The sequence below is a fragment of the Spirosoma pomorum genome (assembly GCF_054776615.1).
Map to the genome: position 1 here is coordinate 67,337 of NZ_BAAHBP010000025.1, position 26,411 is coordinate 93,747.

General features: G+C 51.0%; 16 protein-coding genes. 3 read left to right on the forward strand and 13 right to left on the reverse strand.

What is annotated here, in order from left to right; genetic code table 11:
• Positions 1-19: 19 nt before the first annotated feature.
• A complete protein-coding gene (locus tag ACYVAD_RS14930) occupies positions 20-2,158 on the reverse strand; it encodes a prolyl oligopeptidase family serine peptidase (RefSeq protein WP_461140306.1) in 2,139 nt (712 codons plus the stop codon).
• A 203-nt stretch (positions 2,159-2,361) separates the two neighbouring features.
• Between ACYVAD_RS14930 and ACYVAD_RS14935 the strand changes: the two genes are divergently transcribed.
• Positions 2,362-5,568, forward strand: a complete 3,207-nt coding sequence (locus ACYVAD_RS14935; RefSeq protein ID WP_461140307.1) for a sensor histidine kinase — start codon at positions 2,362-2,364, stop codon at positions 5,566-5,568.
• On the opposite strand, the gene ACYVAD_RS14940 is transcribed toward ACYVAD_RS14935, so the two are convergent.
• The 7 genes from ACYVAD_RS14940 to ACYVAD_RS14970 form a co-directional block, all read right to left on the reverse strand.
• Positions 5,546-6,097 carry a 3'-5' exonuclease gene (locus tag ACYVAD_RS14940; RefSeq protein WP_461140397.1) on the reverse strand — a complete coding sequence of 184 codons (552 nt, stop codon included), beginning with the start codon at positions 6,095-6,097 and terminating at the stop codon, positions 5,546-5,548. The two genes, ACYVAD_RS14935 and ACYVAD_RS14940, sit on opposite strands and share 23 nt — an antisense overlap.
• A gap of 42 nt (positions 6,098-6,139) precedes the next feature.
• The gene (locus tag ACYVAD_RS14945; protein WP_461140308.1) at positions 6,140-7,636 is read right to left on the reverse strand and encodes a S41 family peptidase; all 1,497 of its coding nucleotides are present in this window, start codon (positions 7,634-7,636) and stop codon (positions 6,140-6,142) included.
• A gap of 233 nt (positions 7,637-7,869) precedes the next feature.
• Entirely contained in the window at positions 7,870-9,054 is a 1,185-nt protein-coding gene (locus tag ACYVAD_RS14950) for a porin family protein (protein WP_461140309.1), read from the reverse strand.
• A 4-nt stretch (positions 9,055-9,058) separates the two neighbouring features.
• Complete coding sequence (locus ACYVAD_RS14955; RefSeq protein WP_461140310.1) at positions 9,059-10,360, reverse strand: hypothetical protein; 1,302 nt, start codon at positions 10,358-10,360, stop codon at positions 9,059-9,061.
• Between the two features lie 12 nt (positions 10,361-10,372).
• Positions 10,373-11,275 carry a DUF4097 family beta strand repeat-containing protein gene (locus ACYVAD_RS14960; RefSeq protein ID WP_461140311.1) on the reverse strand — a complete coding sequence of 301 codons (903 nt, stop codon included), beginning with the start codon at positions 11,273-11,275 and terminating at the stop codon, positions 10,373-10,375.
• The gene (locus ACYVAD_RS14965) at positions 11,272-11,877 is read right to left on the reverse strand and encodes a hypothetical protein (protein WP_461140312.1); all 606 of its coding nucleotides are present in this window, start codon (positions 11,875-11,877) and stop codon (positions 11,272-11,274) included. The genes ACYVAD_RS14960 and ACYVAD_RS14965 overlap by 4 nt, the downstream gene beginning before the upstream one ends.
• Complete coding sequence (locus tag ACYVAD_RS14970; protein WP_461140313.1) at positions 11,874-12,428, reverse strand: RNA polymerase sigma factor; 555 nt, start codon at positions 12,426-12,428, stop codon at positions 11,874-11,876. Before ACYVAD_RS14970 ends, ACYVAD_RS14965 begins: the two co-directional genes overlap by 4 nt.
• A 122-nt stretch (positions 12,429-12,550) precedes the next feature.
• Here ACYVAD_RS14970 and prmA point away from each other — a divergent pair, with 122 nt between their 5' ends.
• Positions 12,551-13,378: a 50S ribosomal protein L11 methyltransferase gene (prmA, locus tag ACYVAD_RS14975; RefSeq protein WP_461140314.1), complete on the forward strand. Its 828-nt coding sequence runs from the start codon at positions 12,551-12,553 to the stop codon at positions 13,376-13,378.
• A 43-nt stretch (positions 13,379-13,421) separates the two neighbouring features.
• Positions 13,422-18,245, forward strand: coding sequence for a hypothetical protein (locus ACYVAD_RS14980; protein ID WP_461140315.1), 4,824 nt, complete (start codon positions 13,422-13,424; stop codon positions 18,243-18,245).
• Between the two features lie 55 nt (positions 18,246-18,300).
• Here the strand turns inward: ACYVAD_RS14980 and ACYVAD_RS14985 are convergent, their stop codons facing one another.
• From ACYVAD_RS14985 to ACYVAD_RS15005, 5 genes are all read right to left on the reverse strand, one after another.
• A complete protein-coding gene (locus ACYVAD_RS14985; protein ID WP_461140316.1) occupies positions 18,301-18,654 on the reverse strand; it encodes a SnoaL-like domain-containing protein in 354 nt (117 codons plus the stop codon).
• 97 nt (positions 18,655-18,751) lie between these two features.
• Positions 18,752-22,276, reverse strand: coding sequence for an SNF2-related protein (locus tag ACYVAD_RS14990; protein WP_461140317.1), 3,525 nt, complete (start codon positions 22,274-22,276; stop codon positions 18,752-18,754).
• A 192-nt stretch (positions 22,277-22,468) separates the two neighbouring features.
• Positions 22,469-24,442 (reverse strand): glucosamine-6-phosphate deaminase, encoded by a 1,974-nt coding sequence (gene nagB / locus ACYVAD_RS14995; protein ID WP_461140318.1) that lies wholly within the window; start codon positions 24,440-24,442, stop codon positions 22,469-22,471.
• Positions 24,443-24,587: 145 nt separating this feature from the next.
• Positions 24,588-25,748, reverse strand: coding sequence for a Gfo/Idh/MocA family protein (locus ACYVAD_RS15000; protein ID WP_461140319.1), 1,161 nt, complete (start codon positions 25,746-25,748; stop codon positions 24,588-24,590).
• Between the two features lie 54 nt (positions 25,749-25,802).
• Positions 25,803-26,411 (reverse strand): GNAT family N-acetyltransferase, encoded by a 609-nt coding sequence (locus ACYVAD_RS15005; RefSeq protein WP_461140320.1) that lies wholly within the window; start codon positions 26,409-26,411, stop codon positions 25,803-25,805.

The following is a 26,411-nucleotide window of genomic DNA, read 5'->3' on the forward strand; positions in this document are numbered from 1 at the left end:
TTCTGTTTATCCCTTTTTATTACTTACTAGCCACTTCTTTCAGGCTTTTAACGCTCATGTTCCAGAGAATGAATGAATAAATATCACCAGTCGTTTCAATGTTTTTCTTCGTATTACTGGCGCCATGTCCCGAGTTGGTATCAATTCGAATCAGCACTGGATTGTCTCCTTTATAAACCTCCTGCAACGTAGCTGCGTACTTGAACGAGTGGGCCGGTACAACGCGGTCATCATGATCAGCTGTAGTAATTAACGTAGCAGGATACTTTACGTCTGCTTTCAGGTTATGAACCGGCGAGTACGCATAAAGTGCCTTAAACTCGTCGGCATTGTCGCTACTGCCGTAGTCGGCGATCCAGTTCCAGCCAATGGTAAATTTGTGGAACCGTAGCATATCCATCACCCCCACTTGCGGAATGGCTACCCGGAACAGGTCGGGTCGCTGGTTGATAACGGCCCCTACCAGAAGCCCTCCATTTGATCCCCCCTGAGCCGCCAGTTTGGCGGGTGAGGTGTACTTCTCGGCAATTAGATATTCGGCAGCCGCGATAAAGTCGTCAAATACATTCTGTTTTTTCAGCTTCATTCCCTGCTCGTGCCATTTTTCGCCGTATTCGCTACCACCGCGTAAGTTAGCCTGAGCGTAAATACCGCCTTGTTCCAGAAACGGAATTCGTAATGGACTAAAGCCAGGGGTCAGGCTAATATTGAAACCGCCGTAGCCGTACAACAGGGTTGGGTTGGTACCGTCCAGTTTGATGCCTTTCCGGTACGTCAGAAACATCGGGATTTTCGTGCCGTCCTTGCTGGGATAGAAAACCTGCTTTGTTTCGTAATCGTCGGGGTTGAACGACACTTCCGGAGCCCGGAAAACCGTGCTTTTCTGGCTGGCAAGATCGTACTGATAGATAGTTGGTGGAAAGGTAAACGACGTGAACGTATAAAATACGAACTTATCATCTTTCTCTCCCCCGAATCCACCCGCGGTACCGATGCCTGGCAATTTTACGTTACTTTCGAGCGTACCGGCGTAATTGAATACATTAATCTGCGACGTTACGTCCTTTGAATACTCAACGAACAGCTTCCCGCCTGCAGCACTAACGCCCCCTTCGGTGATAGGCTCTGGCCGCTCGGGAATCAACGTCGTAAAAGCTTTCTTCTTGGTATCAAAGGCAACAACTTTACTATTGGGTGCTTTTTCGTTTGTTAGCATCAACAGCCGATCGCCGTCGTTATCGATAACGCCATAGCTGAAGTCAGTAATATCAGCGACCACGGTTTCAAACCCTTTCTGTGACGCCTGTGCATCTTTGAATAGCAACGCATTGCCATCTTTCCCCTGCCCCCGGTCACTGATCGACAGCAAAGCGAATCGTTCGTCATCGGTCGTGCTGACAATGTGGAAGCGTTGCGGATGAGCCGCGTCTTCGTAAATCAGTTGATCCGCCGATTGGGGTGTGTTGAGCTTATGATAAAAGACTTGGTGATTTTCGTTTTTCGCAGCCAGAGCACTTCCTTCCGGCTTCGGGTAACGACTGTAGTAGAATCCATTGCCCTGCCACGCGGCACCAGAAACTTTCACCCATTCGATTTTCTCCGGCAGGTATTTTTTCGTCGCCAGTTCCATAATCTGGTATTCCTGCCAGTCAGAACCACCTTTTGACAGACCGACTACGGCATGCTTTCCGTCTTTCGATAAGGAAAAGGCTCCCAGCCGGGTTGTTCCATCCGTAGACAGTTTGTTTGGGTCAATCACCACTTCGGGTTTACCATCCAGCTCCTTCTGTCGGTACAAGACGGCCTGGTTTTGCAGACCGTCATTTTTGTAGAAATAGAACCATTCCCCCCGGCGGAAAGGGGCCGAATATTTAGGATAGTTATACACCTCTTCCAGCCGCTGTTGCAATTGTTTCCGATACGGAATCTTGTCCAGATAGCCGAAGGTGACTTTATTTTCGGCCGTGACCCACCCGGCCGTTTCCGCCGAACGATCATCTTCGAGCCAACGGTAGGGATCAGCTACTTTTGTACCATGATAGGTATCAACCTGATCGGTTTTACGTGCCTTTGGATAGGTCAGCGGCTCAGAAGCCTGCCCCAGCGCAACGGAGGAACTTAGCATAAGCAATACGCGAAGCGTGTGTTGAGAATACATCGTCAAAAAGAGAGAAAGTTTCGCATGGCTACTAAGTTCGTTTCCAGATGCGGGAATGACAAATTAGCCACTGATTAACGAGTTTTACGTTTACCTTGATACCTCACTTTAGCCCGTTCGCCCAACCCCTTCTCATATGCATAAAAGCTTGTTGGAAAACTCCTAAATGCTACCCTCATTTACAAGGCTTTAATGACACCATCTTGTTAAGACTCCTTACTGCATATCATTGCTACTTACTACTAAGCTACCTGAGCTTACTCACCCTAACTTGCTCGGCACAAGCGGCTTATCAAGTTGATCATATTGGTGTTAGCGACGGTCTAGCGCAGGGGTCAGTCTATTACATGCATAACGATAGCCGCGGGTTTCTCTGGTTTGGCACACAGGACGGCCTGAATCGATACGATGGACACCGCTTTAGATCATACCGACCGATTACCGATGAACAAGGCACCGCGCAGGCGGGCTCAATCAGAGGAGTTAACATTCTTGGTATTGTCGAAGACCCGGACGGTAATCTTTGGATCGGCACCGAGGAAGGGTTAAACCGGTATAACCGGCAACGTGATCAGTTTGATCATCTTTCTTCTATCAGTCATCAACTCGTCTCAGCCCGCGCACTACCTTTTTATATCGATAAAACGATTCTGCTCTACCTCAGTGACGCAGAAGGGCTGGTACAGCTAAACCACAGAACCTTACAGAAAACGGTTCTCAATAACACCATTCATCTAACTAAAGAATACGATCTGCCCAACGGCACTGTGCGCACAAAACAGGGCAACATCTGGCTGCACGCTCCCCGAGGGATCATTCGTTATAATCTACAAGACAAAAGCCTGACTCATTATTTCAGCGACCACCCTGCTAACCGATTTGGCTCGCCACAGACCGTATTTTCTTTCTACATCGACGAGAACGAAATAGCTTGGTTAGGGACCGGTAACGGTCTGATCCGGTTTGATTATAAATCACAAACATCACAACATCATCCGATTACCGTCGATCATAAGTCATTAAGCGCCATTTATAGTGTTGCATCCGATGCAAAAGGGCAGCTTTGGCTAGGTACTCAACGAGACGGTGTTCTACTGTTTAACCAACGTAACGGGCAGATTACGCCAATTCGTAGCGTGTCTAGCCTAATTCAACGCCTAAAGGAGTTTGAAATCAGCAAAGTATATGTTGATAAAATGGGCGTTGTATGGATCAACACGGATCCGGATGGCCTGATACGTGTTATTCCTGACATTTTCCTGCTGGGAGGATCAAAAAAAGCGTCTGCCAGTAGCCTCCCTCCTAATCAGCGGTTAAGCCATTACACCATCCGGGGCTTCATGGAAGAGCGTCCTGACCGGCTTTGGATCGTTCAGGAAAGCGGAATTGATATTGTCAATCCCCAAACGAACCAGGTCGTTGAGCGATACCTAACGACAGCGCGGCCAAGCGATTTGCCGATGCATAATCAGGCTAAGTGCATTTATCGAGATCCACAACAACGAATCTGGGTCGGTACTCCAGGCGGGGTGCTGGCTTTTCAACCCGCAACCAAGACCTTTCAGCCTATTCTATTTGCTACCCAACGTAGTGAAGTAGCCGACAATTACGTACGTAATCTGATTAGCCTGAACGATTCAACACTCCTGGGCGCAACTGAAGAGGGCTTATTTCTACTGAATACCAGGCGGCAAAAATGGACGCAAGCTCCCGTTTTGGCTGGTCAGAATATGTTCAGTCTCTGGTACGAAGCATCAACGCGTCAACTCTGGGTTGGTACGTATTCCAATGGCTATTATTGTTACCAGCTGCCCCCGCAAAATCTACATATGCCCTGGAGGCTGCTACATTCAGGCTTGCACGGCAGCTACACCATTCTGCACATTCGGCCTGACCCGGACAAGCAAACACTATGGCTGGCCAGCGATCGGGGATTAGTTGCCCTAAACAAACGAACCAATGCCTTTCGACTCTTTAGTGAGCAGCAAGGGCTGGCCAATTCGTTCGTTTATGGTTCGCTAGCAGATAACCAGGGGCACATATGGGTAAGTACAAATCGTGGTATTTCACGCATTACCCCAGATCCGCTGGCCATCAAAAATTTCGCCTTACGAGACGGGCTTCAGGGCTACGAGTTTAACGGGAACGCTTTTTACCAAACCGTGACGGGTGAGTTTTATTTTGGTGGCGTCAACGGGTTCAATCGATTCAGACCCACCGACTTTCACACAAGCCTGTTCAATCCCAGGGTGCATATTAATTCACTTAGTGTCAACGAAGAACCGTTTACCAGCAACTACGTAGGCGAAGCCAATCGGGTCGAGCTGGAGCCCGGTCAGAACACCATCGCCCTAGATTTTGCCACGATCGATTTTTTCAGCAATGGCCACAATAACTACCAGTACCAACTGAAGAACTACGACGATCGGTGGGTATTCTCAGGGGAGCGTACTTATGTACGATACGCTAACCTACCTGCTGGCGATTACGTTTTTCAGGTTAAGGCCACGAATAAAGACGGTCGTTGGAGTAACCACACCCGGCGGTTGGCGATCCATATTGCTCATCCCTTTTGGCAGCGTCCTTCTTTTCTATTGATGGCACTGCTGTTGATAGGACTATTCGTTTTTGCCTGGCTCCGCCGACGTGAGAGTCTTATCCGACGTAAGGACGTTGAACGTTTGCGCTTGGCGTATGATATTCAGGAACAGGTAAAAAAGGAAATCGCCCGCGATCTGCACGATGAAATTGGTACTCGCTTAGCTACAATTAAGCTGTATACCACGCAGCTTGCCCGCCAGATGGATGAAACGCCAACCATCGCTTCTCTCAGAACGACGATTTTCGGCCTGATTAACGAAACGATCAGTGATGTCCGGGACCTCCTGCGTAAACTGAATCCGCTCACGCTGGAACAGCACGGCTACGTAGCAGCGGTTGATGAACTTTTCACTCGGATCAAAGCGACGGGCATTCTTGATATGCGGCTGGATATCAGCGGACTGAACGAAGCTGGACTAGTCCATGATACTGATCCGCTCAATTACCGGTTCAAACCGTCGACTGAAGTGATGCTGTATCGAATTACGCAGGAACTGGTCAATAACTCGCTAAAGCATGCCAACGCCAGCCGTATTACGCTTCGAATTCAAGCGCAAAGTGACCGTCTGGTACTCACGTATGCCGACAATGGGCAAGGATTTGACTACGAAAAAGTCCGCCAGGAGTCACTTGGTCTGGGGCTGGGCAGCATTGAATCCCGAGTAGCCATTCTTAAAGGCCGAACCTTGTGGCAGACCAAACCAGGCGATGGCATGTATATTCTAATCGATGTCCCAATGGGGAAATTCCCGTTTCAACGACTCGACGATCGGAAAAATGCAACCTTTAATGGTTCTGATCCGACATAGGAAACATAGAACCAGATCGCGGAATCAGTCCTAATGAGTCGCGCTGAAGCAGTAATTCGAACAAACGTACTGTAGCGGCCGCATCGCCCTGCGCCCGATGTCGGTCATTCAACGGGATATTTAACGACGCACACAGCTTACCCAGGCTATAGGAAGGATAACCAGGAATTAATTTGCGGCTGGTGCGAACGGTACACAATGTACGTCGGGCGAAATCGTAGCCAGCCCATTCGAGTTCTTTCTTGAGAAAGTTGAAATCGAAACTAACGTTATGGGCTACGAACACAGCGTCCTGCGTGATTTCTACAACTCGCGCAGCTACATCAGCAAAAAGAGGGGCGTCCTGAACTAGCTCTTCCGTAATGCCCGTCAATTGCCGAATAAATGGCGGAATGGAACACTCTGGATTGAGCAGCGTATGAAATGAATCCACTACCTGATAACCATCATGACGAAAAATGGCAATCTCGGTCAGGCGGGAATCCCCTTTGACACCCCCGGTCGATTCTACGTCAACAATACAATACACGCTATAAATATACGACATTACGTCGTTCGTTGGCTTTCTGAGTTAGCGAACAGCCTGCAGGGACTGCGTTTTCAGCGACCGGGTAGCCACTACGCCCTGCCGAATGAGCTCCAACGTGTATTCCAGTACGTAGTCCCGATTGGTGATGAGATCATTGTACGTCCGCTCAACGTTAAAATCAGGCTCGACAGTGAACCCGTTCGCACGTTCAGCGGTAACCGAGTGCGTCAGTTTCTTCAGCGGGATTCGAACCTGAATCCGGGAATTAGGTAACGTAATCGTCTTGAAATGTCCCGCGAAGTCTCCCCAATAGGCACTACCGCTTGCCTCACCCACGAACGTTCCTAAGCCTGCGTCGAGCGTTTTTGCCAATACGGACGTAGTAGCCGAAAACGAAGACCCATTCACCAGAAAATACAGATTACCCTTAAACGCTTTTCGCTTATGCGGATGGTACTGGTGCTTACCGGAACGACTGGCGAATCCACCCCGGGCGTCGGTTTTGTAGCGTAAACTAAAATTCAGAGCTGATAACGGGTTCCAGCGGGTCGTCAGTTCGGCGCGGGCCGCCCGCTTCATTTCTTCATGCTCCATGATGGCGAATTTCTTCGGCATCCAGTACCGAAGCAGTTCGGCTGAGTTAGACACAATCCCGCCACCATTCCCCTGCATATCGACAATGAGATTCTGAATATTCTCTTCGTGCAGTTGTTTGAACGCACGTTTCAGTCGGCGATTGAAGGCCCACTGAAACGGATCCCGTTTTTTCAATCCCATAAATGACGATACCCGCAGCACAGCCGTATGCGTAAGCGTATCGACGACCCGCACCGAGAGATTAGGGCGCTGGTGGTACTCATTACGATACCGCTGTTGCATTGTTGCCCGGAACCGATCCAGGTTTGGACACGCTATCCGGGTTTGGTGAATCAGGCTGTTGCTGGCCGGACGATACGTTACAGTGACCGAGTCGGCCCATCCGTACCAGGCAGCATAGTAGTCGGCAAATTGAACCATACTCCATTGCCGACGTCCCGTATTATTATCGCCATCCGACCCGGACCGGTCAGCATTCATCAACTCGGCGTGGAGCGTAGCTACGGGACGTCCATTAATGGTTAGCAGTTCGGTTCCCCGTCGGAGCGTTGTATCGGTTGATACGTTGTGGCTGATAAAATACGTATCACCAACCGACCGAATGAAGAACGGCAAGTAGCGCGTGTTTTTCCCGATATAATTCCGTCGGTGATTCAGGTTCGTGTGCCCATCCTTGATGGAGGTAACCAACGGACTAACGTGATGATAAAACGAAAGATAGCTCATTGGTGCTGTAAGCTGATTATACAGCGAGTCGTATAGCTGTTCCATCTGGGCCTGGGGGGTGTAATATCCAACGCCAGGATGCAATTGGTCTAGCTTTCGTTTGAGGAAGGTAAGGTCGGCGCGAGCTTGAGCGGGCGAAAGAGGTTGAGCACTGGTAAACTGGCAACTGAACTTAAAACACAACAGAAATAGAAGCAGTAGGCGGCCTTTCGTCATTTTTTATAGTCACGGTATCTGGTCGGAAAACCGACCGGTAGTTGATTCTGTGAAGATAAAAATCAGCGCAACTAATTACAACATACTTTGTTTTTAGATTTAATAAAATTTTTCTTAGAAACGATTAAACGGTATAAATACTTACTTTTTATAAGTATTTATCTAGAGTAGATTAAGAATATAAATTCGATCCGAACTATACACACGAATCTGCGACGGCCGGACAGCCAACGTCAATTAGCTTTCTGAAAAGACCAGCCCAGTGTAGCCTGGAAAGAATGAGTACCACCATAGGGTCGACTTGACAAATAAATAATATCGCGGGCGTACCGCAGGTCGGCGAATAACTGACGGTTTATCGCGTAGGTGGCCCCTATAGCCAGACCGCTACCAGTGTCACGTCTGACCGAAATTGGTTTGCCATCGCTCTCACCTTTGCCATGCAAGAAGAAAGCCAGATAAGGTCCGGCATATAGATGCCACCGGTACGCTACTTCGTGTCGAAATAGGATGGGCAATTCCAAATAGTTCATGTTAGCATATCCAGCTACATAACGACCGAAGCTGGTCGGCTGTTCCAGTTGTTTATACCCCCGCTGCGCGTAGTTAATTTCCCCGCGCATACTCCAGGAAAGAGACAACGGTAGCTCCGCCCAAAGCCCGCCGTTGAAACGGAGTCTGTAGACTTCAGCAGATGAGTGTCCATTACTATTGACATACGCTCCGCCCACCCGGACACCGTAGCGTAACGCACCCCAGTCCAGTGCCTGCATGCCAAGGGAGTCGGCTACTACACTGAATCGGTACGTCCCACGTAGGCCAACAGTCGTAACAGGCTGGTCATGTCCCGTAAAATAGGCCGTTCCGTTGATACCTACCGCCCAGCGGTTCGACACCCGAAAATCATATCCTATTCCAGCCAACGGGACGAGCCGCCGTGAATCAATAAACTTACCCGTGACTACATAATTACCGTATCGAGGATTTTCCCGAATAATGCTGTCGACTCCAACTTCTTTACGTCGATAGGCCGATAGCCCAAGTTGTACTTTCACTTGATGACGACGGGTCAGTATCGGCAGTACCACAACGGAAACGTCAGCCATCCGTTCCTGACGAACATAAAATGCGCCCAACTTGGTCGGATCAGGCTGGTACGGATAGCCGGGCAGAGAGCCTGGATTGATAGTGGCTAACGGATCGGTATTGCTTGAGCGTCCCCACCCTACTCCCAACGCTACCCCCAGACGAGGCAATACGTAACCGGTTAATTGTTGCCGGACATGCCAGCCAGAGCGGTAGGGTCCTGGCATAGTAAGGGTTGACACGCCGGTTTCGGCTTCCAGCCGGAAGGCTGTTGGTGATTGAGCAGTGGCTGTTTCTACGCTCAGCAGTAAGAAAAGGAGTAACTTTTTCATAGCGTTAGAAGCGATAGCCGGCCTGAACACCGAACGTGGCATAATCAGGAATAATGAACGATTGGCCTAATACCCGCAACCAGGGCCCGGCGATCAGCCGATCGGTTAGCGAGAGCTGGTAATCTATACTGCTGTGCCAGCCTGTTTTTAAACCGCGATCAGTGGCATCGGCTCTCAGGTCCAGGTAGCGCACATATTGTCCGTTAATCGTTTGCCCACCACCCATCGCGTAGAAGTCATCCTGGTAAGCCAGGAGCGGCCCCGTCGTTAGCCCAATCGTGTGCCGACGGCTATACAGGGGTAAAAAGCGAACGCCGGCCAGTATTCGTATTGCGTTCGATGAACGAACCGCTCCGTACGTGTCGCCATTGCCCGCAAATTCCTGCGTAAAATTCAGGCCAATGGATAGACCCAGTCGCCGTTTCAGGTAGCGTGTGTAACGGTTTTCGTAAATAAAACGGCTTCCAATGTCTTCACCCACCAGTCCGCCAGCCAGATGGAATTCATTCCGATAAAAGGGAATATCTTTCTTTATTCGTTCGTAAGCCTTGTTTTTCCGCGGAGCCAGTGCGTAGTCTTTAAGCGGAAACAGGCGGTAAGCCAACGACAGCGACCAATACCCATACTGCTGACGAAGTGGGTACGACTGCCCCTGGTAGGAAACGGCCTGCAACACGGGTGATAACCCTTTGGCGTACGTCAGATCGACCATCAACCCGCCAATATCAGCACCAATGCCCACCAGACCTTCCAGACTAGTCCGTTCGTAGCTATTTTGTAAGGCGTCGATGACCCGGTACTGCTCAATCTGGGCGGCAAATCGCTTCCGGTCGGTCGGTGACTGCTCCAACTGACGTTCGGCATTCTGTATATCGGCGAAGTAATCATAGGTTTGCCAGTTACTTCGCGCCCCAATCAGTCCCGCACTTATTCGAAGCCAGGGTAACGGTTTATAACCGGCGGTCAGTTGAACGTTGGTCCGACGTGCGCGTTGGTACAACGCACTACTACCACTCTCCCCCGAAACCGTGACACTGGCCAGGGAATACCGTCCTCGTGTTACGTCAGCAGCAGCGTACCAGCGCGCTCTGTCGTAGCGGGCAAACGCGCCGACGGATGCCCCAACGGCGTCGCCATAATCTGTCGTCGCCACCTGAACAGAACCAATCTGAACCTGCTCACTCTGGGTACGGTTGCTGTTCAACCCGAAATTAACCTTTGGGCCAAAGGTCCACTCCTGCGCTTGTGTCTGTAGCGTTACCAGCAGGCCGATTGATAACCAGCCAATTTGTAGAGATCGTTTCATGGTAGTAATTTGTTAGCGGCCAACCAGCGTTTTTTCGCCCTGAATCGTTACGTTACCGTAGCTGTTTTGTATGGAGATTTCGGGATGCTGACCAGCCGGCTGAAAGGTGAAGACTTGCTTGCCACCGTACCGGCTCAGTTGATCGGCAACCGCTTCGGGTACATGAACTTGAGCGAAAGAAACAATGACGTCGTATCGAAAATCGGATAGTCGTTTAGTTGCTACCAGCATGTCGGTACGCGTAGCTTCGACCTTTAACTGCCCGAGCGATGAGATCGGCAACAGCGTCAATTTGCCGTACCGGCTTTGCCAGTTTACCCGCCCACCCAACTCGCGCAGTGTTACGTCGGCCTTTTCCGCCTTTCCGGTCAGCATGGCGTTGATGTTACGTCCATCAATGTCGCCATAGTTTGACGTTAGGGTCAGCTTACCGCCTATGTCTTCCAGTTGAAGCCTACCGTATTCAAACGTGACGCTGACATCGCCCGCCAAGTCGTTTAGCTGAATATCGCCGAAAGAGTTACGCAGCGTAAGCAGGACTTTGTGTGGTACGTTTACTTCGTAGAGCACTTTCAGTTGGCTCTGTAACTTGCCTGCTCGCTGCGGAATGACAAAGCTGTTGGCCATGTCAATCAGGTTTCCGCTAGTCTGAAGTACGTACTGATGGTACGCCACTTCCCGCTCTGCAACGGCTCGATCCGGATGTTTAGCCATGAGCCGGAGCTTTACAGCAACGGTCGGCTTGCTCCAGCCGCGGATAACAAGATCAGCCTTTTGTGCGTGCAGTTGAATTCGCTGCATCGGTTCATAGGAAAACTCTTTCTCTATCACCTTCGTCACTACCTGAGCGGGCGTCTGCGACCAACCCGGTCGAAAGGCTACAATTAGCAAAAACAGGAAAATACGAACGTTCATGAGCGCAGTAACGTAATGAGTTCCTTGGCTATTTCTGCCCGCTGGTTAGCGACCTTTATTTGAGCGCGGACTAGCGCCGGATCGTCACCGAACGTTTGCTGCTCCTGCTGAATCCGTTCTTCTTCCATGGCCAGGCTGGCTAGCTGATTCCGCAGCTCGTGCACTTCTGGTCGTTGGCAAGCACGTACCTGACGGGCACACTGCCGGGCAATGAACGCTTCATCATCGGAGCTTACGGAAGTCGGTGAAGCCAGCGTGGGCCGAATCGTTTCGACGGCGTATTCCATATGCACCTGTTCCGCCGAAAAAGACCGGACGAATAGCCAGCTTCCTATCAATACAACTGTGGCGGCTACCGCTGCCCACTGCCATATCGACCGGTGTACGACAAACGCAAAGCGCTTTGATTCATCGGACGAGTTCAGGTCATTTTTTATCGTGTTCCATAGCGTTGGAGCGGGTTCGAACGTAGGTAATTCACTCAGCGCATACTGAAATGGCTTTTCCTCCGCGTCATCATGATCATTGAGTGTCTTGTCGATTCGATTCCACAGATCAGGATGCGGGTCGTGTTCGGGAAGTTGCGGAAATTGGTCGTTCATGACAGACGTTTTCGTAGCAGTTTTTTGGCGTAACTCACCTGCGATTTCGACGTCCCTTCCGAAACACCGAGCAAATCAGCTACCTCTTTGTGTGTATAGCCCTCTACCTCTACCAGCAGAAAAATTGTTCGGGCACCGTCGGGCAGCGTGCGGATGACAGCGTCCAGTTCGTCCCCAGTAATTGGGTCACGCCAAGGCACAGGCTGGTCATGAATCGTTTCGTCGATCGTCAGAAAACGATCTTCAAATCGTTGCTTTCTGACCGCATGCCGTACTACAATTATTTTAATCCAGGCACCCAGTGTGGATTGAAACCGAAACTGCTCCAGCGATCGGAAGATATCCACAAATGCATCCTGCAATACGTCGTTGGCATGTTCGTAGTCATTTAGAATTCGAAAAGCCGTCGAAAACATAGCCCGTTTGTAACGTTCGAATAGTTGACGCTGCGCTATTCGTCGATCAGCCAGAGCACCGTCGACTAAACATCGTTCAACCAATAGCCGCTCAGCCGGGTCGGTAGTATCAGGTAAAGTTTTCAAACGGAACATAGGTTGGTAGTGGCTTCAACAGAAAGGGTAATTTGATTGTGAAAAGGTTGGAAAGACCACTCAAAACTTTTGAATATATCTTTCGGTACCCACCCTCCTGCCCTTTTTCGTTACTTTGATGTATGAATTATATCGAACTACAAGTACAGATTTCGCCCGACTACACGGATATATTAATGGCCGAGCTGGCTGAGCTTGGTTTTGAGTCGTTTGTCGAAACTGATGAGGGGCTGAACGCGTACATTATCGAGTCGGATTTTGACGAAACGAACCTGCAGGAATTAGTGACTAAATACGAGTCGCAAACTGCAATAGTCTATGAACTGAGTTCGTTAGAAAAACGGAACTGGAACGCCGAGTGGGAACGGGATTATGAGCCGATAGAAGTGGCTGACCAGGTTCGGGTCCGGGCCTCCTTTCATCAACCGGAGGCCCGGTTTCGTTATGACATTGTTATTAATCCAAAGATGTCATTCGGAACGGGTCACCACGAAACAACGGCTATGATGATGGAGCAACAGCTCGGCTTCGATTTTGCTGGCAAAACGGTGCTGGACGTTGGTAGCGGCACTGGAATCCTAGCTGTTCTAGCGGCAAAAATGGGCGCTTCGTCAGTCGTTGCGTTTGACATTGAAGAATGGGCAGTGGAAAACGCCCGGGAAAATGCAGAGCTGAATACCAGTCCGCAGATCACTGTTTTTCAGGGAACGATTGCGGATGTTGATCCAGCCGGGCAGTATGACATTGTGCTGGCTAACATTAATCGTAACGTTTTGCTCGCCGAAATACCAACGTACACCAGTCTGATGCCCAAAACGGGCAAACTGATCGTGAGTGGCTTTTACGAACACGACGCACCCGATATTGAACAAAAAGCCCATGAATCGGGGCTAACAACAATCCAAAAGCTCGTCAAAAACCAGTGGACCTCTCTGGCGTTCGCCAAATAGAACGCAAAGAAGCTGGCTAGCAAAGGGCTAATGACATACCATGATGAAACGCAATTTTTACCTACTCCTGCTGTTGTTTGCTCCCCTTGCCGGATACAGCCAGGCCGTTAGGCTATCCGACAAGCCCGAGCAGTTCATTAGTGATGTTCAGAAGCTGATGGCTACTGGAGGGCCGGTCGCTGTTCGAGCCGGGACGAACCTGCAAACCATCTGGTCTGAGAACCGGCTGTCGGCCCAGCAGCAGGCACGGCTAATTGCGTTAAGTCTGAAAATGAATCAGAAGCGGCTACCGGCGGCCACGTTCTTTACGCCCCTCTACGAAGCATTGTACGCAGGTCTGACCACTCAACAGCCTGCCATGTCGGCCTCGGCGATCGACGGCCTGCTGACAGTCGACGAAAAATTGTTCGAAACGACTGATAGCAAAACCTACGCCCGCAGCCTGGAAACGGTTCGTCGCTTTCTGGAGCGACGCGAACTCTACGCCAGCAACTACAACAAGCTCTACGCGCAGGGCGGTACGTTCGAGTTCCGGTATGCCGACGCCACGCAACCAACGGCCATAACGGGTACGGTAACCCCCACCGATTCGGCAGCCATCGCCAAAGCGGCTGCCGAACGTTCTCGGTTTGACGGTTGGGACGACCCTATTGCCAGCGATTCGGGGCAGACCCGGTCATTAGGCGTTCAGTACGTTCCCCAGCGCCGACCTATACCGACGGTATCAGGAGCACTACTAACTCTGAAAGGCGTATCGCTGGCCATCGTGGCCGGTGGTGACTCGGCGGTGCTGGCCAATACAACCGGAGATCTGGCCATCAAAGACGGCCTATTGGTTGGGAAAGGCGGCAAGTTTACCTGGGAGACAGTAGATCGCCCTGACATCTTCGTGACACTAAGCGAATACGCCCTGACGACGATGACTCCCCGGCTATCGGCCGACGATGTTACGCTGACGTATGGCAACACCAAACCCATCAAAGGTGTATTCGAATACATCAGTCGAAAAAAGAATACGCCCGCTACGTCTCCCCGGTTCATGTCCTGGCAGAACGATGTGAAGATTCCGGGATTAGGCTCTGATATTGACTATCAGGGCGGCCTGGCACTGTCGGGGACGCAGTTACTGGGTTCATCGGCTAGCGGGCAGCCCGCCGTCCTGACGGTCAGACAGAATGGCAAGCCTGCTTTCAAAGCCATTAGTCGCCGGTTCGATTTCCGGGATTCGTTGATCACAGCGCAGTCAGCAGCCTTCATTGGCTACGTTGACACGGATTCCATTACGCACCCTGCGGTTGAATTCAAATTCGATAAAGGAACGCGGGTAGCCTGGTTGAATCAGGCAAAACGTACGGAATACGCCCGTGTTCCCTACGCTGACTTCTACCACAAGTTTTATATTCTTCCCGAAGTAACCCGCTGGGATCTGCCACGCCGGAAAGTTGACTTTTATCAGGTTGGTGCCAAACGAGAAGTACCCGTACGGTTTGAATCATTCGATTATTTCCAGCCTCAGCGCTACTCGGATCTGACCGTCGATTATGGATTTCACCCCCTGCAAATTGTTGGCAACTTCATCTCGACCAAAAAACAGCAGACATTTCTCGAAGACGATATCACCAGGTCGGCCAAAGTCAGTCCGGTTGCGCTCCGGGGAGCGCTGAATCGAATGGTGCTGGAAGGGTACCTGGATCGTGATGACAAAACCGGCTTGATGCGCCTGAGCCGAAAAGGAGCCCTATACATTCTGGCTTACACCCAGAAGCGCGACTACGACAATTTTCAGGTTCAGTCGCTGTTTGCGTCTAACGACAGCACTAAGAACGCGAGCATTAACCTGGATGATAAACTACTAACAATTCGCGGGGTAGACCGGTTTACGTTGTCTGATTCGTTGAAGATTTACGGAATTCCTTCCGATAAGACATTACGTATAGGCAAAGGACGGGCATTCACGCTAAACGGCCAGTTGAAAGCCGGTACGCTACGGTACGCTGGCCGAGATCTGAAGTTCGACTACGACAAGTTCTCCATGAACCTGAACAAGATCGATTCTATTACGTTCTCGTCGGCAAAACTAGCCGCCCAGGGTAAAGAAGGAGAGGTTGGGGGTGATATCAAGTACGAAAATCCCGGCACCGTCTACTTCGGAAGCGCGGATAACAAATCGGGACGAATTGCGGGCAAAAAGAACACCCAGCGCCTGGTTATGCCCGAAGGGATGACCGTTTATTTTAACCAGCCGATTCGGGGTGATCTGATTTATAACCAGAAGGTGTACTTCAAGATTCCGGCGATTGACAACGACAGTATCGGCCAGAGTGACATTTCCTTTATTGGCACCTTTTACTCGAATGGCATTCTACCGCCGTTTAAAGCCGAGCTAAAAACAATGCCCGATAATACCCTCGGTTTTGTGCATAAAGCTCCTGCGACAGGCTACACCGTCTACGGCAACAAGACATCGACCGTTAAGTTCACCAGTGAGATCACGATGGACAAGAATGGGTTACGAGCCGAAGGCATCCTGAACCACCTGACCGCAACGCTGAACAACCAGAAGATCCTATTCACCACCGATTCGCTGATTGCGTCGGGCGACAAGGGGGAGATAAAAGAAGGGCTGATTGGCAAGCCGGGTGCCTCGCAGACGTATTTTCCGCAGGTCGTATTCAGTGATTATACCATGAAGTGGCTGCCCAAGTCGGACAGTATGCTCATCACTACCTCGAAAAACAACTTCAACTTTTACAACGCCACGACGAATCTGGAAGGAAAACTGGTGATGCGGTCAACCGGTGTTTTTGGCGACGGCACACTGCGCCGGAAAGATTCAGAGGCTATCTCTAAGAGCATTAAATTCAATAAAGATGGCTTCCTGGCGCAGGATGCTCAATTCAAAATTACGTCCGACCAGCAGGCGGGTAAACCTATTTTGCTCGGTAATGACCTCGACGTAAATTTCAACCAGGTCAAAGGCATCGTTGGGTTGGCAATTAACAAGAAGGAAAGTGTTGGTGATACGATTGCCTCGTCGATGGAGTTTCCGTTTGCTGCCTACAAAACCAACATTAACCAAGCGCAATGGAATCTGAACGCCAAGACGATTGCGATGAAAGGGAACGTCAAAACGTCGACGTTTACAGCTACCGCCGACGAGCAGGAAGGCTTGACATTTAACGGCGGTGCTGCTCTGTACGACATTGACAAGATGACCCTGAACATCAGTGGTGTTCCTTACGTAACGTCCGCTGACGCCCGAATCTTCCCCGAAAAAGGTCTGATTGCCATCAAACGTAACGGCGAGATGATGGCGTTGAAGAACGCCCGACTGGAACTGGACACGATCAGTCTGTTTCACAAACTCAAGCAGGGAAATATTCAGGTGCTGTCCAGAACCCGTTTTGCCGGGGATGCTACGTACCAGTTCGCTACGGCAACCGGCGACACGGCTAGCATCAAGATGGGCAGCTTCGAGCTGAAGGAAGCCCCCGTCTTAACGGCCGATGCGAGCAAAACGGGTCGGCGTAAGAACGTCAGCAAAGCGACGACAACGTATTTTACCGTGGCTCGTGCGGAAGTTGACGAAATGGATAATCTACAACTGGCGCCGAGTATGCTGTTTAAGGGTAACATTCTTATGCAGGCTCCCGACAAGGATCTGGCCCTGGAAGGAGCTATCAAGCCCGCGCTGAAAAAACGACCCGATTTGATTGGCGGCTGGATTCCATTTAAGGAAAAAGTAGCCGAGCGATTGGAGGTCAAGGTTGACAAGAATCTGAAAAATGAAGGCGGTCAGCAGTTGGTAGCCGGTCTTCATTTCCGGGAAGGTAACGCCGGTTTATACCCAACATTCCTCTCACCGAAGGAAGATGATCGTGACAATGATTTATTCGTGGCTACCGGAATTATGTCCTACGACGAGAAGAATAAGGTATACCGAATTGTCTCGAAAGCCGGTGACGAGAAAGCAGTTGTCGTTGACAGCACGGCGGAGGTACCCAGCAACGTCTTTACGTTTAATGATCCGAAGGGGATCATGACGTTTGCCGGCAAACTGAACCTGCTTAATACCGCACCGAACGAATTTTTGATATCATCGGGCTCGGCGCGGATGAATATAGACAGCAGTACCTACCGATTGAATACACTGTTAGCCTTTACGTTCCCGATTCCGGAAGCGATTAATACCAGCATCGGGGCTAAACTGGTAGCGGCTAACCAGGAAGAAGGTAACGACGATGCGGCTGACGATGACCTGAACCGGCTGTCGGACAAATTAACCCCGTTAATTGGTCAACAGGCCGTTGATGCCTACCGGACCAAAGCCCAGAACCAGCACGTAGCGCTCAATCTGGCTTCCCCCAAGCTAAACGTAGCGCTGTTGATAGCAAACGCTAATCTGCGGTGGTCGAATAAATTCAACAGCTTCTATAGTACAGGGCAGCTGGGCGTGTCGAACATTGCAGCAACTGACATCAACGCGCAGATGGACGGCTTTGTCGAAATTCGTAAATCCGTCAATGGCGACGAAGCAACCATCTACCTGGAAGCCTCCCCCGAGCACTGGGTCTTCTATGACTTTAAACCAGGGAACGGACCGGGTTCGCTCAGTCAACTAGCCATCATTACGTCTGATCAGGAAACCAATGACAAGCTGATGGCTGGTTCAAAAAACAGCGGCAAAGCCACGGTTGAACTGGTTCCCGCTACGATCGACGAAAAGACTATGTTCGTTGACCGTTACCTGGATCAGTACAAAACGAAAGTCAAAGCGGCACCGAAACCAAAGCCTCAGCCCGGTCAGAAGGTGGTAGAAAAGAAAGAGAAGAAAAAAGACAAAGAAGCCGAACGCGAAGGTTTCTGACAAAGAGCCCTTCCTGCAATAGGAAGGGCTCTTTTATGACTACTATAATTCGGAATTAGTAAAAGAACTGTTCGCCGACAATCTTGCCCTCTCGCACTTCGTATACGATCAGTTCTTCCAGTTGCACCCGTCCTCGGTCACGTAAGGTCAGATCGAAATGCATGGTAACGCTGAAAAACGCACCAACGATTATTGGATCGGATACCACAATGCTGTGCCGTTCCAGGATGTTTGTCTGTAATCGGTATTCCTTTGCCTGAATGGCTTCCAGCCCCGACGCGTTTTCGGCATTACTCGTTCCCGGCTCCAGTTGCACACAATCGGCAGCCATCAATTCCAGTTGAGCGTCCAGAAACAGACCCTCTCGGCAAAGCGCAACCAGACGATGAGCAACGAAAAAGGTAGTCATGGCATGTGTCGATAAGGGCTTGAACAATAGTCAGCGGCATTCGTTCGGCGAATTAACGTTAATTCTCGGAATGGACGCAGCTGATTACCAACCTTGTTTAGCCCAAACTTACCAACTCCTTAAGTTCATCATCGTTTAGATCCCCCAGCCAGGTTTCGCCAGTTTTAACGCTGAGGTCAGCGAGTTCTTTTTTGCTGCGGATCATCGCGTCGATTTTTTCTTCCAGCGTACCCTGATTCATGAGTCGGTAAACCAGTACGTTTTTGGTTTGGCCAATTCGGAAAGCCCGGTCGGTAGCCTGCGCTTCGACGGCGGGGTTCCACCAAAGGTCATAGTGAATCACATGGTTCGCCTGGGTCAGGTTGAGGCCCGTACCACCCGCTTTAAGCGACAGGATAAACGTATGATCGGAACGGTTTTTCTGGAATTGCTCGACCATCTCATCCCGGTCGGCGCGCGAGGTGCCGCCGTGCAGAAAGAGGGGTTCCTGCCCGAACGCCTGCTGAATAAATTGCTGCAGTAACTGCCCCATTTCTTTATACTGGGTAAAAATGAGCACCTTCTCGTGGTTGGCGTAAATCGTTTCGAGCAGATTGAGCAGCAGGGTAGCCTTGCCAGATAGAGCAGGTGCGTCATTCCCTCGTTTCAGGTACTGATGCGGGTGATTACCAATTTGCTTCAGCGCTGTCATCAGTTTCAGAACTAATCCTCGACGGGCAATGCCGTCCTTATCTTCAATGGCCCGCAGACTCTCCTGTACGACACTCTGGTACAGAGCGGCCTGCTCGGTTGTAAGCGCGCAGAATTGATTGTTCTCTATTTTATCGGGGAGATCACTGATAATGCTCCGATCCGTTTTAACCCGTCGTAACAAGAATGGGCTCGTAATTCGCCGGAACTGATCAAGCTTTTGCTGGTCGCGCTCCTGCTGGATCGGTTTACCAAACTCCTCGTTGAACTTCGTCAAGCCGCCCAGGTAGCCCTTGTTGACAAAGTCCATGATACTCCAAAACTCCGACAGGCGGTTTTCAACGGGCGTGCCACTGAGGGCCAGCCGAATGGGTGCTTTCAACGCTTTTACGGCTTTGGTTTGCTCGGTGTCCGCGTTTTTAATGTTCTGCGCTTCGTCGATAACGACCACCGCCCAAGTTATTTTTTTTAGCGTTTCCAGATCACTGCGAACCACTCCGTAGGTTGTCAGTAACAGGTCATAAGCATCATCTCCCGCTTTGCTGTCCGTGAGTTTCCGATTGGCACCGTGGTATATTTTCACCCGTAAATCTGGTGCAAAACGAGCCACTTCCTTCTGCCAGTTGGTGAGCAGCGTCGTGGGTAACACCACTAGTCCTTTGTTCTTCTTATAACGTCCTTCCTGCTTTAGTCTAAGCAGGAACGTAATGACCTGTAAGGTTTTCCCCAACCCCATATCGTCAGCCAGCAGGCTGCCCATCCCCAGGGCCGTATTCTTTACCAGCCAGTCGTAGCCACGTTGCTGATACGGTCGCAACTGCGCATCCAACGCGTCGGGCAACGGCTGAGTTGGGCTATCCGTAAACTGCTTGATCAACGCGCGAACGTCGGAGGTAAGGCCCAATCGCGCGCCTTTGTATTCCTCAGTTAACGCTGCTCTCAGTAAGTCAGAACCTGTTAGTTCAGGAGGATTTTCGAGTTGTTTGTAAAGTTTGTTGAGCTCGTTTGGATCAAGTAATACGTACTGATCCTTAATTTTGACCAAGCCAGTTGAATTACTGACCAGTTTCTGAAACTCCTTCACATTCACCATTTCATCGCCCAGCGCGATCTGCCAGTCGAAGGTCAGCATATCATCCAGTCGCATGAACGCGTCCGTGGCCGTTACTTTTGCTTTCAGTCGCCCACCAGCCTGCGGCCGTACCCAGTGCTGCAAGGATCGGGGCAGGAGGAGTGAAATACCCAGCAGTTGCATGCGGGGTAACGTATCGAGCAATACTTTCACGAACGATTCCGGCTCATAGGATAGATAATCCGGCCCATCGGTCTGAGTCAGTTTGGCCAGATCCGGGAAGTGGCGCGACAGCACCAACAGGTCCTGTAACACGGCCACCCGAATTCGCGCGTATTTTTTCTGGCTGAGTAATTCGGGCAATGGAACCGGCGCACTTTCCGCGCTCTCACGGTCCCGAATCAGCAGACTCAGCCGAAATTCGGTTCCCAATTCGCTATCCTCCACGGCCAGAATAGGCACAAAGCGTTTCTGCGTTAGAAAGAAATCGTTCAGCCAGAGCTGAATAGCCAGGGGCATCTCTTTCCGGCCGAAGCCCTCGAAACGGAGCGTTTCCACGCCGAAAAACAAACGGTCGGCATCTTCCAGCGGCCAGCGCTCCCACAGTTCGATGGTAGTCGGCTTAATCGTCCGTCGCAGGAACAGCGAACACAAGGTCAACACCTGTTGCTCGTCAGGCAACGCCAGCCACTCTTTTTGCCAGCGTACGGTTAGCAACGTTGGCGGCAACTGCGTAGCTAGTTGCTGGGTTAATCGACGAACGTCTTCGTTCACGACGGCGGGCATCCAGCGAACCCGGTATTGTTCTTCCGTAGCGCCAACCCGGAGCAACTGCGGCACTACCGCTCCCCGGCGCAGCAGCACCGCCGAAAATTGCTGCGTCAGGTACAGACCCCGAACCGAATCGCTCATTTCATCCCAGACCGCATCCGTTAGCGTACTAAGCCAATGCGTCAGGCTACTCATCGAGAAATCAGCCAATGTTCGCTGATCGCCATGCTCACTGAACACGCTGATCTTTTTAACCTTCATGGTTTCATCGAGCTGTAACTCGATGCTGTCACTTGGATCAGGGTTTGCAAACTCACCGGTAATTTCCTCGGCCACAGGGCGGCTGAAAAGCCGATAGGCTTTGGTCAGGGATTTAAAGAAATCACCTTTGGCAAACGTTACGTCCGGCGACAAAAGACCCAGCAGTTGCTCGGCCAGGTTGGGAACAGTTGCATAATCGAGCGTGGCCCGAACCCCGGGCTCTGGTTTCCAGTCTTCATCGTCGGGTAAATCATCGGTTCCGAGATCGTGGAAGGAAAGTACACTCTCCAGCAGTCCTCCCCCCGTATCGATCTGGTCCTTCTGCAGCTCGGCTAGAATATCCAGTCCCTTCAGGAGAAACACCTGAAACGGGTTCCGGTCAATTTCGTTAGCGATGACGTAAATAACAGCGGCCAGGTGTTTGCAGGGAACAGCCGCATCAGGACAGGAGCAGCCCATAGCCAAGTCCCGAAAGGAATCAGGGAACAGGTCTATTTTCTGCTCGTTGGCGAAAGCCACCAGCTCCGGTGGTAGTTTCCGATTGAGTAGTTGCGCCAGCATCGCCGGATTCTTACGTACCTCCGTCAACAGACTTTCTTTTTCCTCGTCCGTAAACAGGGGTACCGACAGTTTCGTACGGTACGGACGGGGAGCGGTCCCTTTGATGGACGCACTGATCTGATTACCGCTGATCGACAGATTCTGCACCGAACCTTTGTTCGCGTAGGTTTTTCCCCGCGGCAGGCGATTGGCCATATCAATATTCGTCAGCGCATTCAGCCATTGCTGCCCCCACCAGGTCTTCCCGTACGTAATCCGTTCTGCCATGTGTCTAAAACTCCTGATTCTGCTATAACGCAAAAACAGCGCGTCAGTTGTGCCTACATATTCATCCCAAGGCTGCCAGTCGACACCAGTCGCCTGCTTTTGCTTTCCTTGTTACGTTCTTTCGGGCTACTTTGTTTCAGCATAAAAAAAGCCACTCCCGCTAAAGAGTGGCTTTTTTACGTAAATTATGATCTAGAAATGCCAGCGAACAAACGCTTCGATAGCTTCGTACTCAGCCAGACCCAGGTGGTTATACAGGCTGGCCGTGCCGCGGTTACGCTCTTCAGCCCGTTGCCAGAACTCCCGGGAGTCAGTTCCCTGATACACCACACCGTCCTTCTGCGACTGGTGTTTGAAGATACCTAGTCGCTTCCGCATCACCTGATCGGGCGACATCGGAACCGCCATTTCGATCTCGTGGATATCCCACTCCGCCCAGGCACCGCGGTAGAGCCATACCCAGCAATCTTTCATGAAATCGCGATCTTTCAGACGACGAACGGCTTCCATGATCGCGTCCAGACAAACCTTGTGGGTGCCGTGCGGATCAGCCAGGTCACCAGCTGCATAAATTTGATGTGGCTTGATCTCTTCGATCAGCTTCATCGTGATCTGAATATCTTCTTCGCCGATCGGGTTTTTCGCCACTTTACCCGTTTCGTAAAACGGCAGATTCATGAAGTGTGCGTTTTCAACCGGAATACCAACGAATCGGCAGGTCGCTTTCGCTTCGCCCATCCGGATCAGTCCTTTCACGTAACGTACTTCGGGCGTATCGACGATCGTATCTTTTTTGGCCCGCAGCGAAACCACCGCGTCCTGGAAAACCCGCTGGGCCTCTGGGCTGTCGATACCAAACTTGCTGTTGAAATCGACAACGAAATCGGCAAAACGGAGTGCTTCATCATCCGCTACGGCGATGTTACCCGAGGTCTGATAACCAACGTGCACGTCGTGCCCCTGGTCAACCAGCCGCTGGAACGTACCCCCCATCGAGATGATGTCATCATCAGGGTGCGGACTAAAGATCAGACAACGTTTTTTAGCGGGTTCTGCGCGTTCCGGCCGGTTCGTATCATCGGCGTTTGGCTTACCACCGGGCCAGCCCGTAATGGTATGCTGAAGCTGATTGAATACGTCAATATTGATGTCATACGCTTGACCATACTGAGCTAGCAGGTCACTCATCCCGTTATCGTTGTAATCGCGGTCGGTTAGTTTCAGAATTGGCTTGTCAAGTGCCTGCGAGAGGTACGTAACGGCCTTTTTCTTCATGCTGTTGGTCCACTCCACCGAATCAACCAGCCAGGGCGCTTTCATCCGGGTCAACCCCGAAGCAGCCGCTGTATCGATCACAAATAATGTGTTGGCGTGGGTCTGTAAATACGACGCTGGGTTTAGCTCCGTAACCAACCCTTCTACCGCTTCCCGGATCACCGGCGCTTTCCGCTCACCCCAGGCCAGTAGGACAACCCGTTTAGCACTCAGGATGGAAGATACCCCCATCGTGATAGCCTTACGGGGCGTATTGACTAGACCACCGAAATCCGACGAAGCAGCTGCCCGTGTCGAATTATCGAGCATCATCAAACGAGTGTGCGAATTAATGAGTGAGCCCGGCTCGTTAAAGCCAATGTGGCCGTTACCACCAATTCCCAGCAGTTGAAAATCCAGCCCACCGGCGGCTTCGATCTCCGCTTCGTACTGTTTTGTGAACGCAGCTACCTGATCCTGGCTAAGCGTCCCATCGGGCAGGTGATAATTCTCAGCAGGAATGTCAACGTGATCGAACAGTTGTTCCTTCATGAACCGAACGTAGCTCTGCTGCGAATCCGGTTGCATGGGGTAGTATTCGTCCAGGTTGAACGAAATTACGTTCCGGAAGCTCAGCCCTTCTTCGCGGTGCATCCGAATCAGTTCGGCGTATACCGTTTTCGGCGACGAACCTGTTGCCAGACCCAGCACACAGTTCTTGCCTTCGCTTTGCTTCTGACGAATCAGAGCAGCAATTTCCTGCGCTACCGCCCGGCTGGCGGCCTTCGCATCGGCGTAAATGTTGGTGGGGATTTTTTCGTACGTGATGGCCGACTGAAGCGGTCCACCCGCGGGTGATGCACCCGGTAACTGCCCTTCCGGGTTGTCGAGTAGCAGAGACTCCGTGATCATAATGGTAGGCGGAGAGTTAAGTATGATGGGGCAAAGGTCGAAAAAAATCAGGTAGTTAACACAAGTCACCCCGCCCGAAAGAGGGGTAAACTACCTTATTTTTAAAAAAATTTATAAATAGGTATTGATCCTTTGCCCCATCCTCTTATTTCCGCGCCAGTTGATCGGCGCTCATCGCTGTTTCCAGCGACGTTAGTCCATTTTGCTCCGTTACCTGACGATGCGTTTCAGGGTATTTTAAGCCACTGACCTGATCGCGGAACATGAGTCGTAACAGCTCACTGTACAGGTGCTGCTTTTCGTCATCGAACCCAAACTTGAGTTCAATTTGCTGATAAGCGTCGAACTCCTTATGCCGACCACGCAGGGGCCGGTCTTTACCGCTCACGTTTGCCGTTACGTTAAGCTGAGCCCCGGGGAAAAGATCCAACAGCGCGCGGGTTGTTTCTTCGTCGGCCATGCAGCGCATGACCATTCGGGTTGGCACCCACTCGTGCAACGTAATATCACCTCGTTCAAAGAGCAAGCGCATTTCCTGCCGATCCATCCGCCCCGTCTGCGTAAATCCGTGGTAGAAATTAACCAGCTTGCGGCCGGTTTCGTCATCACCGTATTCAACCGTGGCCTGTACCTGATCTTCAATGTCGTTGCTATTTGGGCGTTTCAATATTTGCGCCGATTTTACCGTGCCTTCACCCAGCCAGCCGGCGAACATATCAAAGAAGTGAACACCGTGTTCGATGAAAATACCACCGCTTTTGCTCCGATCCCAGAACCAGTGTTCGGGCGAGAGACCTTCGTCACCCGCGTAATTTTCGAAGTAACCGTGCAGAAATTCACCCAGCAGCTTCTTGTCGATCAGGTGCTTAATCCGGGCAAACATGGGATTATAGCGTTGCATCAGGTTTGTCACCATCAGTAATCCCTTGCTGGCGGCAGTTTCGATCATCTCGCGCCCCTGCTCGGGATCCATAGCGAGTGGTTTTTCGCAGATAACGTGCTTACCCGCGTTCAGCGCCAGCATCGCCTGCTCGTAGTGCATGAATGGGGGCGTAGCAATGTAGACAAGATCAACGTCGGGGTGATTAACCAGCTCTTCCAGACTGCCGAGTTGTTCGGCCCCAAAGCGTTTGGCCGTTGTAATGGCTTCTTCCCGTTTCGAACCGGCAATTGCGACTAGTCGGGTATTAGGTGTCTGCAAAAACTGCTGAACGGCAAACAGGCCAAAGCCCCCCATACCGATTACGCCAATGCCTATCACGCGCTCCTCTGTTGGTGCGTGGTCCGTCTTTACGGTTGTTTCCATGATTCTACTACGTTGATTGTATTCATGGAAACAACCGTACTGGATCGGTTTATGTTATTGCGGTCTCAGTGAACGAGTCCAGTAGATCATAGTTTTGCTGGTTGACTCATTTTCGTTACGGTCGGGCCAGGTAAATATACTTTGCAGAGTAGGATCGCGCTGATACCCTCGTTTAGTCCAGAAAGAATCGAGTGGCTGATAATCCACTGGCCGAAGCGGATGGTTATCGGGGCGTTGGACGGCACAAAAGCAGCTTATTCTATACTGGTCAAACTGACGGGCGTGTGCTTCCCGCTCATCAAAAAACAGGTGACCCAGACCCCTCCCCCGGTATTCGGGTAGCAGGATACTCTCACCAAAATAAAAGACGGTTTCCGGGTCGTATCCAGCGGCCAGGAAGGGAGCCTGTACCTCAGCGGTTTCATCCCGCAGCGGCAACGCCGTTGTAGCACCAACCATACGGTCACCGTCGTAGGCGGCAAACAGGAACGAACGCTCAGCACGGGCGTAGGTTTCCAGATACTCTTTTTCGTACGTTAGCGTACCTGCGTAGAGGTACGGAAAATCGTAGAACACAGCAATCCGCAGGGCGGCCAGTTCGTCAAAAACGCTACGAAATTCCGAACCCGTCAACCGGACAAAAGTCAGTGACGCTTGCTCCAA